The following is a 15,722-nucleotide window of genomic DNA, read 5'->3' on the forward strand; positions in this document are numbered from 1 at the left end:
TCAATGACAGACGTCCACGTCCTGGGGATCCGGCACCATGGGCCCGGTTCGGCGCGCTCGGTGGCCGAGGCCCTGGCGACCCTCCGGCCTGACCTGGTGCTGATCGAGGGCCCGCCCGAACTCGACCTGGTAGTCCCGCTGGTCTCCGATCCGGCGATGGTTCCGCCTGTGGCGGCACTCATCTACGCGGCCGATCAGCCCAGGCTGGCCTCGTTCTACCCTTTGGCCGAATTTTCCCCGGAGTGGGTGGCGTTCCGCTGGGCTGCGTCGACGGGAACCCCTGTGCGGACGATTGACCTGCCGGCAGCAAACAGCTTCGCGCTGCACACAGCAGTGGACGACGCCGAACCCGCTGCTCCGCCGCAACAGCCCTACCGGCCGGATGCCATTGCGATGCTGGCCCAGGCAGCCGGGTACAGCGACGCGGAGCGCTGGTGGGAGGACGCCGTCGAGCACCGCATTGCCGACCCACTCAACAGGTTCGCGGCCATTACCGAAGCCATCGCGGAGATCCGCGCCGTTGACAACCGGCCGGCCGACCACGCGGACGTCGCCGAGAACAATCGGCGCGAAGCTGCGATGCGGCGGCTGCTGCGTGCCGCCATCCGCGACGGGCACGCGCGGATCGCCGTGGTGTGCGGGGCTTATCACGCCCCCGCGCTGGTTCCGGCGAACTTTCCTCCGGCGGCGGCGGACAACAAGGTGCTGGCCGGTTTGCCCAAGATCAGGGTCGCCGTCACGTGGGTGCCGTGGACGTCGGGTCGGCTCAGCCTGCAAACCGGATACGGGGCGGGCGTCACGGCGCCTGGCTGGTACCAGCACCTCTTCGCCCACTGGACTGCCCGGGACTCCACGGCTGATGTGGCCACCACGTGGCTGGTCCGGGTCGCGCAAACCCTGCGCCGGGAAAACCTCGACGCCTCGACGGCTTCCGTGGTGGAGGCCAGCCGGCTGGCCAGCGCCCTGGCCGCCGTCCGCGGCCGCCCCAGCCCGGGCCTGACGGAGCTGGACGATGCCGCGCAAGCTGTTCTCTGTGACGGTTCACCGCTCCCACTGGCACTCGTGCACCGCGAGCTCACCGTCGGCAACGAACTGGGAAGCGTGCCGGAGTCAGCGCCCACCGTCCCGCTGGCCGCTGACCTCGCCGCGACCCAGCGTCGCCTGCGCCTGCAGCCCAGCGTGCTGGAAGAGTTCCTGACAATCGACCTCCGCAAACCGAACCAGCTGGCCCGTTCGGTCCTGCTGCACCGGCTGGCACTGCTCGGTGTTGATTGGGGCACACCCGCCGACACCGGCCGTACCACTGGCACGTTCAAGGAGGCATGGACCCTCCTCTGGCAGCCGGAACTCGCCGTCGCAGTGGTGGACGCCAGCCGCTACGGCACCACCATCGCTACGGCGGCGGCGACGTGGGTGGCGGAACACGCCCAGGGCCCGGGAAGCAGCCTGGCCGACCTCAGCGAACTGCTTGCCAATTGCCTGCTCGCGGACCTGCCGGACGGAATCAGCGCCGTGGTGTCGGTACTGGCCGAGCGAACCGCCGTGCAGCAGGATGTGGTCCCGCTGCTGGAAACGATAGCCCCGCTCGCCCGGACCTGCCGGTATGGCAATGTGCGCGGTGTGGACGTCACCGGCGTACAGCGGATCCTCGACGCGACGGTGGTGCGGGCATGCGTCGGCCTGCCTACCGCCTGCGCCGGGCTGGACGATGCCGCCGCGACAGCCATGCGGCGCGCCATCGACTCGGCGCAGTACGGCTTGTCATTGCTGCCGGAGCTGCCCCTGGACGACTGGCACCGGGCCTTGGCCGCCGTCGCCGGTTCAGACCGGATCCACGGGTCCGTCGCCGGACGGGCCACGCGCCTGCTGATGGACGCGGGCCTGGTGGAGCGGGATGAGGTCGCGGCCCGGCTCAGCCGCCGGCTCTCGGTCGCCACGCCGGCGCCCGAGGCCGCCGCCTGGCTGGACGGACTGCTGTCCGGCGACGCAGTGCTGCTGATTCATGATCAGCACCTCCTGGAGCTCGTCGACGACTGGGTCGCCGGTGTGCGGGACGAGGTCTTCGACGACGTCCTGCCCCTGCTGCGCAGGACATTCTCCGCCTTCAGCCGTCCGGAGCGGCGGGAGATCGGCGAGCAGGTGAGCCGAGGACGCGGGCCCGCGCAAAGCCCCGACACCGCCGCGCTTGAGATAAGGGGCGCGGGCCCTGCGATCCGCACGATGGCCAGGTATCTGGGATGGGAGGCGATAGCGTGACCGACGCGAACCCGGATCGAGGTGACGGCCGCGACCGGCTCAGCCGCTGGCGGCTGGTGCTCGGCGGGCACGAAGCCGACGGCGTCGTCACGGACGGTGGTCAAAGCGTGGAGCTCTCGGCCGCTGACGCCCGCCGTGACAAGGCGCTGGAGGACCTATACGGGGCCCCGAAATCGAGGCCGGGCGGCCTCGGCGCGTCCAGCCCGCGGGTGGCCCGATGGCTCGGGGACATTCGCGGCTATTTCCCGTCCACGGTGGTCCAGGTGATGCAGGCCGACGCCATGGACCGGCTCGGCTTGCGGCAGCTCCTCCTCGAACCGGAGATGCTCCGCACGGTGCAGCCTGATATCGGCCTGGTCAGCACCCTCGTCGGTCTCGGCCGTGTTATCCCCGAGCATTCCCGCGAGACCGCCAGGGCGGTGGTCCGGCAGGTGACCATCGAATTGGAGGATCGCCTGCGCGCCAAGACGGTTCAGGCCGTCTCCGGGGCATTGAACCGTGCGGCACGCACCCGGCGGCCCCGGCATCGGGATATCGACTGGAACCGCACCATCGGCGCGAACCTTAAGAACTACCAGCCCGACTATCGCACCGTGGTGCCCGAGCGGCTGGTCGGCTATGCCCGGCGCAGCACCGAGGTGCAGCGCGAGATCATCCTGTGCATCGACCAGTCCGGTTCGATGGCCGAATCTGTGGTGTATTCCAGCGTGTTCGGGGCGGTGCTCAGCTCGCTGCGGTCCGTGCGCACCCGGCTGGTGGTCTTTGACACCGAGGTGGTGGACCTGACTGACGACATGGATGATCCGGTGGATGTGCTCTTCGGCGTGCAACTCGGCGGCGGCACGGACATCAACCGGGCGCTCGCCTACTGCCAGTCTCAGATCACCCAACCGACAGAGACGATTCTGGTCTTGATCAGCGATCTCTACGAGGGCGGAATTGTTGAGGAGATGCTGCGGCGTGCCGGCGCAATCGTCGGATCGGGAGCCACTTTGATTGCCCTACTGGCCCTGAGTGACAGCGGTCATCCCTCGTTCGACTCCAACCATGCCGCGGCCCTTGCCGGAATCGGCGTCCCGGCCTTCGCCTGCACCCCGGATCTGTTTCCCGAGCTGATGGCCGCCGCGATCGAACGCCGGGACGTCAGCGAATGGGCCGCCTCGCACGACATCGCTACGAGCCACGAAAAGTAGTGGCGTCGGCCCTTGCCTCGTAGTACTTGTCGAAGCGGTCGCGCCCGATGCGTCCCAGCTTTTCGACGGTGTGCCAGCTGACGACGGCCAGCAGCAGGGTCAGCAGGATTGCCGTCACGGCCACGAGGGGCGGCAGGTCGGCCGTTGATCCGCCATTGAGCCAAAGGATCACGATGTAGTTCCAGAGGTACGCCGCGTAGGAGACCATGCCCAGGAGCTGCAACGCACGCGTCCACCTGGGCATGATGCGCGTCCGGGACGCGGCCAGTACCACCAGGACGGCGGCCGCAGCCATGGCCAGCGGGCCGCCAACGAAGAAGAAGGCCGGCGATTCGTTGGCCTTGGGGAAGAACACCAACGCGGCCAGGACAAGGACCGAGCCCAGCAGGGCCACCCCCCTGCGCCGGCGGCCGGAGAACCAGCTGAACATCCGGACCCTGTAGAGGCGCAGCGCCGAACCGATGATCAGCCCCAGACCCCACGTCGTCGGAAGCGCGTAGACCAGGGAATGAAGGTTCGGTGCCAGGATCAGCATCGCCAGCACACTGGCAGTCATCAGTGAAAGGACGACGGCGGCGGACCAGCCGATCAGCCGTCCCTGGCGGTTCCTCCGCAGGGCGATGACCAGCAACGCCGGCCAGATCAGGTAGAACTGTTCTTCCACCGCCAGCGTCCAGAGCGGTCCGATGGCCATGCTGACGTCGAAGGGCAGCGGCAGGTCTTTGAGGTAGCCGAAACCGGCGAGGAGCGTGTAGCCGATGATTCCCTTGGAACGGTCCCCGAGCACATCGGCCGTCAGTTCCACGATGGCGTAGACACCAAGGAAGGCCATAAGTGCCGGCAACAGGCGGAAGGCCCGGTGCGCGTAAAAGCGGCCGTAACGGACTTTGCGATGTTGTTCGACGTCCCTGATCAGCACACCTGTGATCAGGTAACCGCTCAGCACGAAGAAGACAATCACGCCGACGATGCCGGCTCCTTGAAATACCCCCGGCCATGAATGTCCCATCAGAACCGCACCGACGGCAGCGCCGCGAAGGACATCGAGGCCGTCCAGCCTTTGCCGCACCGGAGCTTGTCCGGCGCTCTGTCCGGTGCTCTGTCCTGCGCCCTTACGGGCGGCCGTCTCGACGGTTCCACCAACCAGCAACGTCATATGCCTCCGTGGCTATCTCTGGCCGGTTCCAACGTCAGCTGAATCAGGGCAAGAACCGGCACTTGCCTGTTGACATGAATTGTGAGTCCGGGCCCCAGACCACGCGACTTCTCCCAGTATTCCCTGCCTGGCTGGACGAATCCTGACCTTCGGCCGGTGGAGGGCTCCGACGGGCGCACACGGGCGGGCCGCAGGATGGTCCGTCTAAAGTCACGTTCCCCTCATTGTCGGGACCCAACAAAATCTTGCCTCCAACGGGGAACTAGCGTCGGTTCGGAGGAATATCCGCAACTTCCCGAACGCAAAGGACCCGTCAATGACGATTCAGGCAAACCTCCCCACAACCTACGAGATCCTGGAAACCGCCCGCCGGCAGGTCCTCGACGACGGCATCGGCCTGACCCAGGCGCAGCTCGAGGAAGTGCTCCGGCTCCCGGACGACGCCCTGCCTGCGACCCTGCAGCTGGCCCACGAAGTCCGGCTCAAGCACTGCGGCGAGGACGTCGAAGTCGAGGGCATCATCTCCATCAAGACCGGCGGCTGCCCCGAGGACTGCCACTTCTGCAGCCAGTCCGGCCTGTTCGACTCCCCCGTCCGCGGCGTCTGGCTGGACATCCCCGAACTTGTCAAAGCCGCGAAGGAAACGGCCGCCACCGGCGCCACCGAGTTCTGCATCGTCGCCGCGGTCCGCGGACCGGACATCAAGCTGATGAACCAGATCAAGTTCGCGATCGACCGCATCAACGAAGCCGTGGAGATCAACATCGCCTGTTCCCTGGGCATGCTCACCCAGCGGCAGGTGGACCAGCTCGCCGAATGGGGCGTGCACCGCTACAACCACAACCTCGAAACCGCCCGCAGCTACTTCCCCGACGTCGTCACCACGCACAGCTACGAAGAACGCCTGGAGACCTGCAACATGGTCAAGGCCGCCGGCATGGAACTGTGCTGCGGCGCCCTGATCGGGATGGGCGAATCCCTGGAGCAGCGCGCGGAACTCGCCGTCCAGCTCGCAGCCCTGGAACCGCACGAAGTCCCGCTGAACTTCCTCAACCCCCGCCCCGGCACCCCGCTGGAAAACCAGGGCATCATGGACGGCAAGGACGCCCTCCGCGCGATCGCCGCGTTCCGCCTGGCCATGCCCCGCACCGTGCTGCGCTACGCCGGCGGCCGGGAACTGACCCTCGGGGACCTCGGCACCCGCGAAGGCCTCATGGGCGGCATCAACGCCGTCATCGTCGGGAACTACCTCACCACCCTGGGCCGCCCGGCAACCGCGGACCTGAACCTGCTCGTCGAGCTGAACATGCCCATCAAGGAACTCCAGAAGACACTATGAACCAGGTTTCGACGAACTCAACCACCGAGTTCTGCGGGCACTGCGGGGAACCGTCCGACGGCGGCGCCAGCCCGACGTCGGACGTTCACCGCCGCTGCGGCGAGCATCTCGCGATGGAGCCGCCGCGGTACTGCGCCGCCTGCCGGCGGCGCATGAAAGTCCAGGTCACACCAACAGGTTGGTCAGCGGAATGCTCCCGCCACGGGGTGCTTGCACCATGAGGCAGGATTCGGAAATGCCGGGCCTGATCCAGCGGGACCGCGCGCGGTTGTGGCACCCGTACGCACCGGCGTCCCCGGAGCTACCGCTCTGGGAGGTCGAGGGAGCCGACGGCGTCCGGCTGCAGCTTAGGGGCGAGGACGGCGCACGCCACGAGGCGGTTGATGCGATGTCCTCGTGGTGGTCGGTGATCCACGGCTACCGCCACCCGGTGCTCGACGCCGCCGCGCGGCGGCAGCTGGAGAGTTTCAGCCATGTGATGTTCGGCGGGCTCACGCACGCTCCGGCGGTGGAATTGGCCGAGCGGCTCGTGGGTATGGCACCGATTGTGCCAGGGAGGCCGGGTTTGGAGCGGGTGTTCCTTGCGGACTCGGGCTCGGTAGCCGTTGAGGTGGCGCTGAAGCTGGCGGTGCAGTTCCAGACCGCGTCAGGCAGGCCAACCAGGCAGCGGTTCCTGAGCATCCGTGGCGGGTACCACGGCGACACTTTCGCGGCGATGGGGGTCTGCGATCCTGTGGACGGCATGCACTCCGCGTTCCCGGGGCTGCTGGCCGGCAATGTCTTTGCTCCGCGTCCCCCGGCCGCTGCTTCCGCGACCCCGGAAACCGTGCAGGCGTGGGCATCCGACCTCGCGGACATTGCGGCTGCGCATTCCGGGGAGCTGGCAGCGATCATCGTCGAACCGGTCCTGCAGGGTGCCGGCGGGATGCACGCCTACCCGGCCGTATGCCTGACAGTACTGCGGGAGGTGGCGGACCGGCACGGGCTGCTCCTCATCTTCGATGAGATCGCAACGGGCTTCGGGCGTACCGGGGAGCTGTTCGCGGCCGATCATGCCGGCGTGGTGCCGGACATCATGTGCGTCGGCAAGGCCCTGACCGGCGGGTACCTGACGCTGGCCGCCATGCTCTGCACCGGGGAGATTGCGTCGACGGTTTCCAACGGCGAGGCCGGGGCGCTGCTGCACGGTCCCACCTTTATGGGGAACCCGCTGGCGTGTGCGGTGGCCAATGCCAGCCTTGGCATCATTGACGACGGCGGCTGGCGGGCCGACGTCGCGCGGATCGGCGCCGGCCTCGAATCGGGGCTATCCTCCGCCCTGGAACTTGAGGCTGTCCGGGAGGTCCGCACCATCGGTGCCGTCGGAGTCATCGAGCTGCACGACGCCGTCGACGTCACGGCGGTCACTGCCGCAGCCATCGGGCACGGGGTCTGGGTCCGGCCGTTCCGGAACCTCGTCTACACCATGCCCCCGTACGTCAGCACCGCAGCGGACATTGAGCAGATCACCGCAGGCATGACGGCGGCCGTCGCCGAAGTCCATGAGCGCGTCCCGGCGCAGTCAAGGGGCCTGGGATGAGCGCGTCGATGATCAAGTGGCTGGAGCGGCAGGCCGCGGTCCGCGATCGCAGGGGCCTGGTTCGCCGCCCGCTCGTCCGCGCGGCGGACGAAGAGTTCATCGACCTGGCCAGCAACGACTATCTGGGACTCGCCGCGGACCCTCGGGTCACCGGGGCCGCGGCGGCGGCCGTGCTGCAGTGGGGTGCGGGCGCCACGTCCTCGCGCCTGGTGGCCGGAACCACGCGGCTGCATCTGGACCTCGAGCAGGAACTGGCCATGCTGGCCGGGATGGAGACGGCGCTGGTGTTCTCCTCCGGCTATCTGGCCAACATCGGCGTGATCACGGCGCTCGGGGGCCCCGGGACCCTGATCGTCGCGGACGAACACTGCCACGCCTCGATGATCGACGGATTCAGGCTCAGCCGCTCCCGCACCGAATCGTTCACCCACAACAGCGTGGAGGAGGCCGGCCGGCTGCTTGCCGGCCGGCCGGAACCGCGCGCACTGATCGCCGTCGAATCCCTCTACAGCGTCCTGGGCGACGAAGCCCCGCTCGCCGCCCTGCTGGCCCTGGCCGAGGATCACGACGCCGTGCTGCTCATCGACGAAGCGCACAGCCTCGGCGTCACCGGCACCGGCACCTTCCAGGGCCGCGGCTCGGTGGCCGGGACAGACCTTGCCGGGCATCCGAACGTGATCGTGACGGCGACGCTGTCCAAGGCCTTGGGCAGCCAGGGCGGCGCGGTCCTGGGATCCCCCCTCCTGCGGGAACACCTCGTTAACCGGGCCCGGAGCTTCATCTTCGACACCGGCCTGGCGCCCGCCGCTGCCGCAGCGGCCCTCGCCGCAGTCCGGATCATCCGGGACGAGCCCTGGCGGGCGGGAGCCGTCCGTAGCAACGCTGCGGCGCTGGCCGCCGGGCTCGCCCCTGCCCTTGCGGCCAGCGGCACTGCCGTCGACCGGGCCGCCGTCGAGCAATCATCGGGGGCCGTCCAGTCCATTGCCATGCCGTCCGCCGAAGCAGCGCTGGCGGCTGCCGGTGCCGCACGTGCGTCCGGCGTCCGGGTTGGCTGCTTCCGCCCGCTGTCCGTTCCCGACGGAATTTCACGGCTGCGGCTCACCGCCCGCGCTACCCTTACACCCGAGGAAATCGAAGACAGCTGCGCAGTGCTGCGCGGCATTTTGGAGGAACTTCCATGAACCTGCCCGGCATCATCCTGGTCACCGGAACGGACACCGGCGTCGGTAAAACGATGACGACGGCGGCCCTCGCCGCCGTCCTCCACGGAACGGGGCACAGCGTCGCAGTGTACAAACCGTGCCAGTCAGGAGCCGCCGACGGCGATTCCGACGCGGCCGAAATTGTCCGGCTCGCCGGGGCCGTGACAGCAGAAACCGGGATCGTCCTGCAGCAACCCCTGGCGCCCGTCGCGGCGGCCGCCGTCGAACGAACACCGCTCCCCAGCGTGGCTGCCCACGCCGCGAAGGTCCGCGCGCTGGCCGCGTCCCACGACCACGTCCTGGTTGAGGGCGCAGGCGGCCTGCTGGTGGAACTGGATTCCGACGGCGGCACCCTGGCGGACCTCGGATCGCTCCTGGCAGCCGCGTTCGTGCTCGTCGCGCGGCCTGCCCTCGGCACCCTGAACCACACGGCCCTGACCCTCGAGGCGCTGGACGCCCGGGACCTGCAGGTCGTTGGGGTGGTGCTCGGAAGCTGGCCGCCCTTTCCGGATGTTGTGCACCACAGCAACCGGCAGGTGCTCGGATCGCTGCGGGTGCCCTTCCTCGGCGCCCTTCCCGAGCAGGCCTCGGGACTGTCCCCGGCGGATTTCCGCGCCGGCGCAGCTGCCTGGCTGAACGGCCTGCCCGCATGAACGCGGCGATGATGACCGCCCGCCCCGCGGAGACGCCGGTGCCGGCGGGACCGGCAGTGACGGAGGCCCCGGGACAGACTGCCGGCGCCGGCCAGGCGCGGTGCCCGTACCTCGTGGTGCGTGACCCGGACGCGGTCCGTGAGGTGCTGCACCGTCCTGCCGACTTCAGCCCCGGCAATGCCCTGGTCGCGGTCACGCCACTGGAAGGACCGGCCCTGCGAGTGCTGCAGCGCGTGGGCTTTGCGTTGCCGCCTGTGCTGGCGAGCAACGACACGGCCACGCACGCCGGGATCCGCAAGGTCGTGGCGGGCTATTTCACCCCCGCCACAGTCGCCGCCATGGAGCCGCGGATCCGGGAACTGGCCCGGGAAGCAGCACGGAACGCTGCGGACCGGCTCGACTCCTCCGGCCACGTGGACCTCGTGCACACGGTCGCGGCGTTTCCACCGGCAGTCGTCATGCTCGAACTCCTCGGACTGCCCGTCCGGGATCTTGCGGACCTCAAGCGGTGGGGCCTTGACTCCATGGAGCTGTTCTGGGGCTGGCCCGACGAGGACCGGCAACTCGAACTGGCCCACAGCGCCGCAGGCTTCTACGTCTGGCTGCGGAAGCTCGTTCAGGAATCCCTGACGGCCCCCGGACGCAACCTGTTCAAATCCCTGGCCGACCACGGGCTGTCCACGCCGGAGATGTGCTCGCTGGGCTACTTCCTGCTGATCGCCGGACAGGAAACCACCACCCAGCTGATCAGCACCACCCTGTTCCGGCTCCTCGAAGGATCCGCGCCCGTCGGCTGGAACGAGGCCGCCACCGAAACAGGCTCCAGGACCATGGTCCGGCACGTACTCACCACCGAATCGTCCGTCCCCACCTGGCGCCGCGTGGCAGCCCACGACACCAACCTCGGTGACGCCCCGATCCCTGCCGGCGCCGAAATCCTCCTCGAACTGAGCGGCAATCCCATTACTTCACCCGACGGGAACGGACAATCAACGGCCTACGGCCTGGTGTTCGGCTCCGGCATCCACCGGTGCCTCGGGGCCAAGCTCGCGGAACTGGAGGCAGCCGTCACCATCCAGGAAACCGCTGCAGCACTGCCCGGAATCCGGCTGCGGGACCACAAGCCCGAACGGATCCGGCTGCTGTCCTTCCAGGCCCCGCGGACAGTCACGGTGACGGACAGGCCACGTTGAGCCCCCCCTAGGCTGTGATCCGGCCGGCGTAATCTGCAATTCGGTGTGCCTCGATTGTTGACGGGTCGTCAATAGCGTCCCGGCTGCCATCCAGGTCGCGGCCGATCGTTTCCGGGGTGAAGAACGTGGCGACGATGGTGATGGCGGTCAGCAGAGCGAGGTATCCGGCTATCGGCAGCCATGCTCCCAGTCCGGCTTCAGCGGCGTCGGGTCCGCCGTTGGACGCAACGACCAGGGAGATGATCCAGGCACCGATGAGAGGCGCGACGCCTCCTGAGATAACGGCGGAGATCTCGCGTGCGACGGAGACTCCGAGGTACCGCTGGCGGGAGCCGAAGAGTTCGGACATAAAGGCGCACTGCGAGCCGAACATGCCCCAGGTGCCGATTCCGAGGCCGAGGGAGAGAACCACAATGGTCAGGATGGTATCTCCGAGGCTCAGGACGTACCAGATGGGAAACGCAGCGATGAGCTGGAATACGGCGAATCCGCGGTAGGTCTTGACCCGTCCGAAGTGGTCGGAGAGCTTGCCGGCGATGGGGACAACAATGGCGCCCAGGCTGGCGGCGAAGACCAAGGACAAGGCGCCGATGGGTCCCGTCACTCCTACTGCCGCGCTGGTGACGTAGCCGATGGCGAGGGCCTGGTACATGGAGGATGAGCCATTTTCCGCAAGCCGCAGCCCGATGCCGCGCAGGAGTGTCCTGTGGGAAGTTTTGACCAGTGTGCGGAGTGGCTTCTCCACGATCATTTCGTGGGCCTCAAGCGTGGAGAAGGTCGGCGATTCCTTGAGCTTCAGGCGGATAAAGATGGCGACAAACAGAATGACCACGCTCGCAAGGAACGGAATCCGCCACAGCCAGGTGTCGGTGATCCTGACAGCCTGGTTGGCATTGAGCAGGACGAAGTACACCAGGGCAGCGGTGACCGTTCCGACCTGCACGCCCAGGAACGGAAGGGAGGCGTAGAACCCGCGCTCCTTCCGGGGAGCGTACTCGGTCATGAGAATCGACGCTCCGGCCATCTCCGCGCCTGCACCGAGCCCCTGAAGAAGCCGGAGCGCGATAAGCAGGATCGGGGCGATGATCCCCACTCCCCCGCCGTACCAGTCGCCGGCGGACCCGTTATAGGTCGGGAGGACGCCGATGAGGGTGCTGGCGCCGCCCATCAGTGTGACGGTGGCAAGGAGCACGAACTTCCGTCCGACCCGGTCCCCGAGGCGGCCGAAGATGATTCCACCGAGTGGGCGTACCGCGAACCCGAGGAAATACGTGCCGAAGCTAAGGATCAGCCCTGTTGACGGGTTGCTGCCGGGGAAGAAGAGCGGGCCGAAGACGAGCGCAGAAGCCAGGCTGTAGAGGGCAAAGTCGTAGTACTCGAGGGCGCTGCCCAAGGAACTTGCCCAGGCTGCACGGAGCAGATCTGTACGGGTCACCGGCGTGCCACCAGCGGGGGCGTTGGCGTCGTCGTAGATTGACACTATGAATTACCTATCGTGAATGGCAAGGTCTCTTGCCGGGCGGGCTGACTGATAGAGGAGTTCTGCGGCGGAGACGGTGACTGAGGCAAGCAGTTCACGGACGGCTGCGGACCCCGCGTCGGAGGAGAAGTCCGAACTCAGGCCAACGACGCTGACACCTGCCGACAGGTAGTCCCGGGCGCTGGCCGCTTTCATGCCGCCCGTGGCGATGAACTGCATGTCGGGGAAGGGGCCTTTCATGGCTGTGACCCACCCGGGGCCGAGAAGGGAAGCAGGAAACGCCTTGAGCCAGGTGAGGCCAAAGGCCTTGGCACGGAGAATTTCACTGGGGGTGGCCACGCCGGGGAGGTGCGGAATGCCGCGCCGGATGCTTTCCCGGATGACGCCATCATCCAGGCCCGGAGAAACTGTAAATGACGCATTGGCCGACTCTGCCGCGTCCAGTTGCTCGATTCTGATGATGGTGCCTGCGCCGACCGCAACACCTCGTTCTGAGGCGGCGCCGGCCACGGCGGCCAGCGTCCTGACGGCGTCCGGGGTTTCGATGGTGACTTCGACGTGCTGGACGCCAGCGTCCCAGGCCCTCGTGGCGGACCGCACCGCTTCCCCGGGGGTAAGGCCGCGGAGCACGGCGATGACGGGGACCCGGAAGAAGCCGTCATCGAACCAGTCATTGAGCAATGTGTGTACCAAGGTGTTCTCTTTCAGGGGTTGTGCCGCGGGTCGGTGTTCTGCAGATAGTGCTGTCAGCTGTACGCCGCCCGGTGGTTGCCGTGTTCGTAGACGCGTGGTTTGGTGCCGTGTCCGGGGCGGAAGTCGGCTCGCGTCCCCAGTGTCCAAGCGGCAAATGAGTGGCCCAGGGCGAGCCGGTCCGCGGGCTTGTCTCCGCGAAGCAGCCCGGCAAGGAAGCCGGCCGCGAACGCATCGCCCGCGCCGACAGGCTCGACCACGTCGACGCGGTGGGCGGGCATCCGGTGGACACGTTCCTCGCGGTTTTCTTCCCGGACGAACTCCACTGCTTCCGTTGCCGAGTCCTTGATTACCAGGTGCCGCGGGCCGGGCAGGAGATCCGATACCTGTTCCGCCGCAGTGCAGCCCCACAACGTTTCAGCTTCATCCAGGCCCACGAGGACGACGGAGGACATGCCGGCCAGCTCCAGAAGTCGCGGGCCCGCAACGTCAGCACTCCATAACGCGGGTCGGTAGTTGACGTCGAAGGAGACCTTGTATCCCTTCGCCTGTGCCTCCACGAGAAGATGCTCTGCCAGCGCCGAGCAGCCGGCTGACAGCGCGGCGTTGATGCCGCTGGTATGGATCCAGCCGGTTTGTTCCAGTTGCCAGGCGTCGGAATCGGCCGGCGCCATGCGGGAGGCCGCGGACCCGGCCCGGTAGTACAGCGTCCTGGCTCCGTGGCCCAGATCCGGCTCCTTGAAATACACTCCGGTGGGGCATGTACTGTCACGGGTGACGAAGCTGACGTCCACTCCGCGGGCGGCCAGGCCTCCCAGGATGCGTTGGCCGAACGGGTCCTCGCCGACGCGGCTGGCCCAGCCGGTCCGGTAGCCGAATTCGGCCAGATGGGCCGCGACGTTGGATTCGGCTCCCCCGAAGCCCAGCAGGCATTCATCAGCCTCGCTGAGTGACTCGGACCTGGCGGGGGTGACCACAGCCATGGTTTCACCAACGCAGAGCACGTCCAGGAAGGTCATTTCACGGCTCCTGCAGTGAGGCCGCTGACAAAGAACCTGCCCAGGACAAGGTAGAGCAGGACGGTTGGCGCGGCGACGAGCACTGCACCGGCCATCAGCTCGGAGTAGTCAACGGTGGTGGTTCCAATGAGGTTGTTCAGGGTCACAGTGGCGGGCCACGCTGCCGGCGAGGCCAGGATGAAGCCGAACAGGAAGTCGTTCCAGATGTTGGTGCACTGGAAGATTCCCGCGACGACGAAGCCCGGCACGGAGAGCGGGAGCATCACCCGGATGTAGGTCTTCCAGATCCCTGCCCCGTCGATGGAGGCAGCCTCGATGATGGCGCTGGGGATGCCCTCGTAGTAGTTGCGGAAGATCAGGGTGGTGATCGGGATGCCGTAGATGATGTGGACCAGGATCAGGCCGATGATGCTTCCTTGGAGATGCAGCATGTTCAGGAACTGGAAGACGGGGATGATCACGGCCTGGAATGGGATGAACATGCCCACGAGCAGAACCGTGAAGAGGGCGTTGGATCCCCGGAACGGGAACTTGGACAGGACGTAGCCGTTGATCGAGCCCAGAAGGCAGGAGATCAGTGCAGCAGGGACAGTGATCTGCAAAGAATTCACGAGCGACCCATGAAGCTTTGTCCAGGCGCCTTTGAAGGCATCAAGGCTCGGTGCATCCGGGAAGGCGAGGAAGAAGTTCGGCGCCCCGGTGCTTCCTGAAAGTGCCGTGGTGATGATGACGTAGACAGGCACGAGCATGCCGAGCGTCGCGAGGGTACAGAAAGCCAGGACAATCCAGCCGCCCGGGGTCTTGGGGATGCTCCAGGAGCGCGGCTTGGGGGCCAGCTTGCCGGGGCGCCGGCGTGGTGCCTGGGCTGTTCGGGACGGTGTCGGTTCGAGTGTTTCGACGGCCATTTCTATGCCTTTCGCTCTTTCCGGTATCCGCGTACGAGGTAGGGGACGATCACCACGAGGGTCAGCAGGAGCAGGATGATCGCCATTGCCGAGGCTTTGTCGTAACGGCTGGTGAGGTAGTTGTAGATGTAAATGCCGGGCACGTCGGTGACGAATCCGGGGCCGGAGCCTGACATGGCGACGACGAGGTCGAAGATTTTCAGGGCCACGTGAAGCAGGAGTACAAAACAGGTGATGGTGGAGGGCCATAGCTGGGGAAGCACGATGTAGCGGAGGCGCTGCCACACGTTTGCTCCATCAACGTTTGCGGCTTCGAGGTGTTCTTCCGGGATGGAGGCCAGCCCGGCAAGGTACATGGCCATGGCGAAGCCGACGAGCTGCCATGCGGCCGCGAAGATAATGGGCAGCAGCGCCACCGGAATACCGAACTGGACTTTGAGGAAGTCCGTTCCTGAGGGGTGGTTCAGGGCTCCGAGGATCGTGGTGTCGGTGGTCCATCCCGGAGGATTCTCGATTCCCATGCTCCGCAGGATTTCGTTGACTCCGGTGGAGGGAGCAAAGATCCAGCGCCAGGCAACACCGGTGACGATGAAGGACAGCGCGTACGGCAGGAGGAAGACTGTCCGGAACAGGCCCTTGCCGACCGAGACGTGGTGGATGAACAAGGCGGCGATCAGTCCGCCGAGGATGGCCAGGACCAGGAAGATGATCGTGAAAATCACCACATTGCGGATATCTGCCTGGAACCGCTGTTCCTGGACGATTTCGGCGTAGGTCCCTCCGAACGGCTGGCGCAGTGTCAGGTTCGGGCTGGTTCCGATCTTCCAGTTCGACAGGGAGATGTAGACCGTGATGCCGATGAAGACGTAGACGAAGAGGAAGCTGACGAGCAGGCTGGGTGCGAAGATCCAGGCCGCCCGGCGGGATGTCTTGACGTTGTGGGGCACTTGCTTCTTCGGCCGGGGGCCGGGCGGTGCCGGTGGCAGAGCTGTTGAGGTTGTCATGAGTGAACTGTTTCCTGTCCGGGGGTGTGGCTGCAGTGACCTGCAGCCACACC

Annotated in this window: 13 protein-coding genes; 7 read left to right on the forward strand and 6 right to left on the reverse strand. The window is 66.8% G+C overall.

The features are described 5' to 3' along the window. The first annotated feature begins 3 nt into the window (after window positions 1–3). Together CXQ91_RS12890 and CXQ91_RS12895 are read left to right on the forward strand one after the other, a co-directional pair. Window positions 4–2,256 (forward strand): DUF5682 family protein, encoded by a 2,253-nt coding sequence (locus CXQ91_RS12890; RefSeq protein ID WP_104174307.1) that lies wholly within the window; start codon window positions 4–6, stop codon window positions 2,254–2,256. After that, complete coding sequence (locus tag CXQ91_RS12895) at window positions 2,253–3,449, forward strand: VWA domain-containing protein (protein WP_258073955.1); 1,197 nt, start codon at window positions 2,253–2,255, stop codon at window positions 3,447–3,449. The genes CXQ91_RS12890 and CXQ91_RS12895 overlap by 4 nt, the downstream gene beginning before the upstream one ends. On the opposite strand, the gene CXQ91_RS12900 is transcribed toward CXQ91_RS12895, so the two are convergent. Beyond that, complete coding sequence (locus CXQ91_RS12900; RefSeq protein WP_258073956.1) at window positions 3,430–4,605, reverse strand: acyltransferase; 1,176 nt, start codon at window positions 4,603–4,605, stop codon at window positions 3,430–3,432. The two genes, CXQ91_RS12895 and CXQ91_RS12900, sit on opposite strands and share 20 nt — an antisense overlap. 316 nt (window positions 4,606–4,921) lie before the next feature. On the opposite strand from CXQ91_RS12900, the gene bioB reads away from it, so the two are divergent. From bioB to CXQ91_RS12930, 5 genes are all read left to right on the forward strand, one after another. Then, window positions 4,922–5,944 (forward strand): biotin synthase BioB, encoded by a 1,023-nt coding sequence (bioB, locus tag CXQ91_RS12905; protein WP_104174309.1) that lies wholly within the window; start codon window positions 4,922–4,924, stop codon window positions 5,942–5,944. Between the two features lie 217 nt (window positions 5,945–6,161). Beyond that, window positions 6,162–7,523, forward strand: a complete 1,362-nt coding sequence (locus CXQ91_RS12915) for an adenosylmethionine--8-amino-7-oxononanoate transaminase (protein ID WP_258073957.1) — start codon at window positions 6,162–6,164, stop codon at window positions 7,521–7,523. Window positions 7,524–7,531: 8 nt separating this feature from the next. Further along, entirely contained in the window at window positions 7,532–8,704 is a 1,173-nt protein-coding gene (locus tag CXQ91_RS12920; protein WP_104174312.1) for an 8-amino-7-oxononanoate synthase, read from the forward strand. Next, entirely contained in the window at window positions 8,701–9,378 is a 678-nt protein-coding gene (gene bioD / locus CXQ91_RS12925; protein ID WP_104174313.1) for a dethiobiotin synthase, read from the forward strand. Before CXQ91_RS12920 ends, bioD begins: the two co-directional genes overlap by 4 nt. Continuing rightward, window positions 9,375–10,571 (forward strand): cytochrome P450, encoded by a 1,197-nt coding sequence (locus CXQ91_RS12930; RefSeq protein ID WP_258073959.1) that lies wholly within the window; start codon window positions 9,375–9,377, stop codon window positions 10,569–10,571. Before bioD ends, CXQ91_RS12930 begins: the two co-directional genes overlap by 4 nt. A gap of 7 nt (window positions 10,572–10,578) precedes the next feature. Here CXQ91_RS12930 and CXQ91_RS12935 read toward each other — a convergent pair whose 3' ends face one another. The 5 genes from CXQ91_RS12935 to CXQ91_RS12955 are packed head-to-tail and all read right to left on the reverse strand — an operon-like array spanning window position 10,579 to window position 15,669. Further along, entirely contained in the window at window positions 10,579–12,051 is a 1,473-nt protein-coding gene (locus CXQ91_RS12935) for an MFS transporter (RefSeq protein WP_258073960.1), read from the reverse strand. A 6-nt stretch (window positions 12,052–12,057) separates the two neighbouring features. Next, window positions 12,058–12,744, reverse strand: a complete 687-nt coding sequence (locus tag CXQ91_RS12940) for a bifunctional 4-hydroxy-2-oxoglutarate aldolase/2-dehydro-3-deoxy-phosphogluconate aldolase (protein ID WP_104174315.1) — start codon at window positions 12,742–12,744, stop codon at window positions 12,058–12,060. 53 nt (window positions 12,745–12,797) lie between these two features. After that, the gene (locus tag CXQ91_RS12945) at window positions 12,798–13,760 is read right to left on the reverse strand and encodes a sugar kinase (RefSeq protein WP_104174316.1); all 963 of its coding nucleotides are present in this window, start codon (window positions 13,758–13,760) and stop codon (window positions 12,798–12,800) included. Next, on the reverse strand, window positions 13,757–14,665 hold the full coding sequence (locus tag CXQ91_RS12950) for a carbohydrate ABC transporter permease (RefSeq protein WP_104174317.1): 909 nt from the start codon (window positions 14,663–14,665) through the stop codon (window positions 13,757–13,759). The genes CXQ91_RS12945 and CXQ91_RS12950 overlap by 4 nt, the downstream gene beginning before the upstream one ends. Window positions 14,666–14,667: 2 nt before the next feature. Continuing rightward, the gene (locus tag CXQ91_RS12955) at window positions 14,668–15,669 is read right to left on the reverse strand and encodes a carbohydrate ABC transporter permease (RefSeq protein ID WP_104174318.1); all 1,002 of its coding nucleotides are present in this window, start codon (window positions 15,667–15,669) and stop codon (window positions 14,668–14,670) included. Window positions 15,670–15,722 lie beyond the last annotated feature (53 nt).

It is taken from the genome of Arthrobacter sp. Y81 (assembly GCF_002929335.1).
Classification (GTDB): Bacteria; Actinomycetota; Actinomycetes; order Actinomycetales; family Micrococcaceae; genus Arthrobacter.

What these genes read in the sequence shown, in the direction of transcription:
- CXQ91_RS12890 (WP_104174307.1), top strand. Translation starts at nt 4, where the DNA reads ATGACAGACGTCCACGTCCTGGGGATCCGGCACCATGGGCCCGGTTCG.
- CXQ91_RS12900 (WP_258073956.1), bottom strand. Translation starts at nt 4,605, where the DNA reads ATGACGTTGCTGGTTGGTGGAACCGTCGAGACGGCCGCCCGTAAGGGC.
- bioB (WP_104174309.1), top strand. Translation starts at nt 4,922, where the DNA reads ATGACGATTCAGGCAAACCTCCCCACAACCTACGAGATCCTGGAAACC.
- CXQ91_RS12915 (WP_258073957.1), top strand. Translation starts at nt 6,162, where the DNA reads ATGAGGCAGGATTCGGAAATGCCGGGCCTGATCCAGCGGGACCGCGCG.
- CXQ91_RS12920 (WP_104174312.1), top strand. Translation starts at nt 7,532, where the DNA reads ATGATCAAGTGGCTGGAGCGGCAGGCCGCGGTCCGCGATCGCAGGGGC.
- bioD (WP_104174313.1), top strand. Translation starts at nt 8,701, where the DNA reads ATGAACCTGCCCGGCATCATCCTGGTCACCGGAACGGACACCGGCGTC.
- CXQ91_RS12930 (WP_258073959.1), top strand. Translation starts at nt 9,375, where the DNA reads ATGAACGCGGCGATGATGACCGCCCGCCCCGCGGAGACGCCGGTGCCG.
- CXQ91_RS12945 (WP_104174316.1), bottom strand. Translation starts at nt 13,760, where the DNA reads ATGACCTTCCTGGACGTGCTCTGCGTTGGTGAAACCATGGCTGTGGTC.
- CXQ91_RS12950 (WP_104174317.1), bottom strand. Translation starts at nt 14,665, where the DNA reads ATGGCCGTCGAAACACTCGAACCGACACCGTCCCGAACAGCCCAGGCA.
- CXQ91_RS12955 (WP_104174318.1), bottom strand. Translation starts at nt 15,669, where the DNA reads ATGACAACCTCAACAGCTCTGCCACCGGCACCGCCCGGCCCCCGGCCG.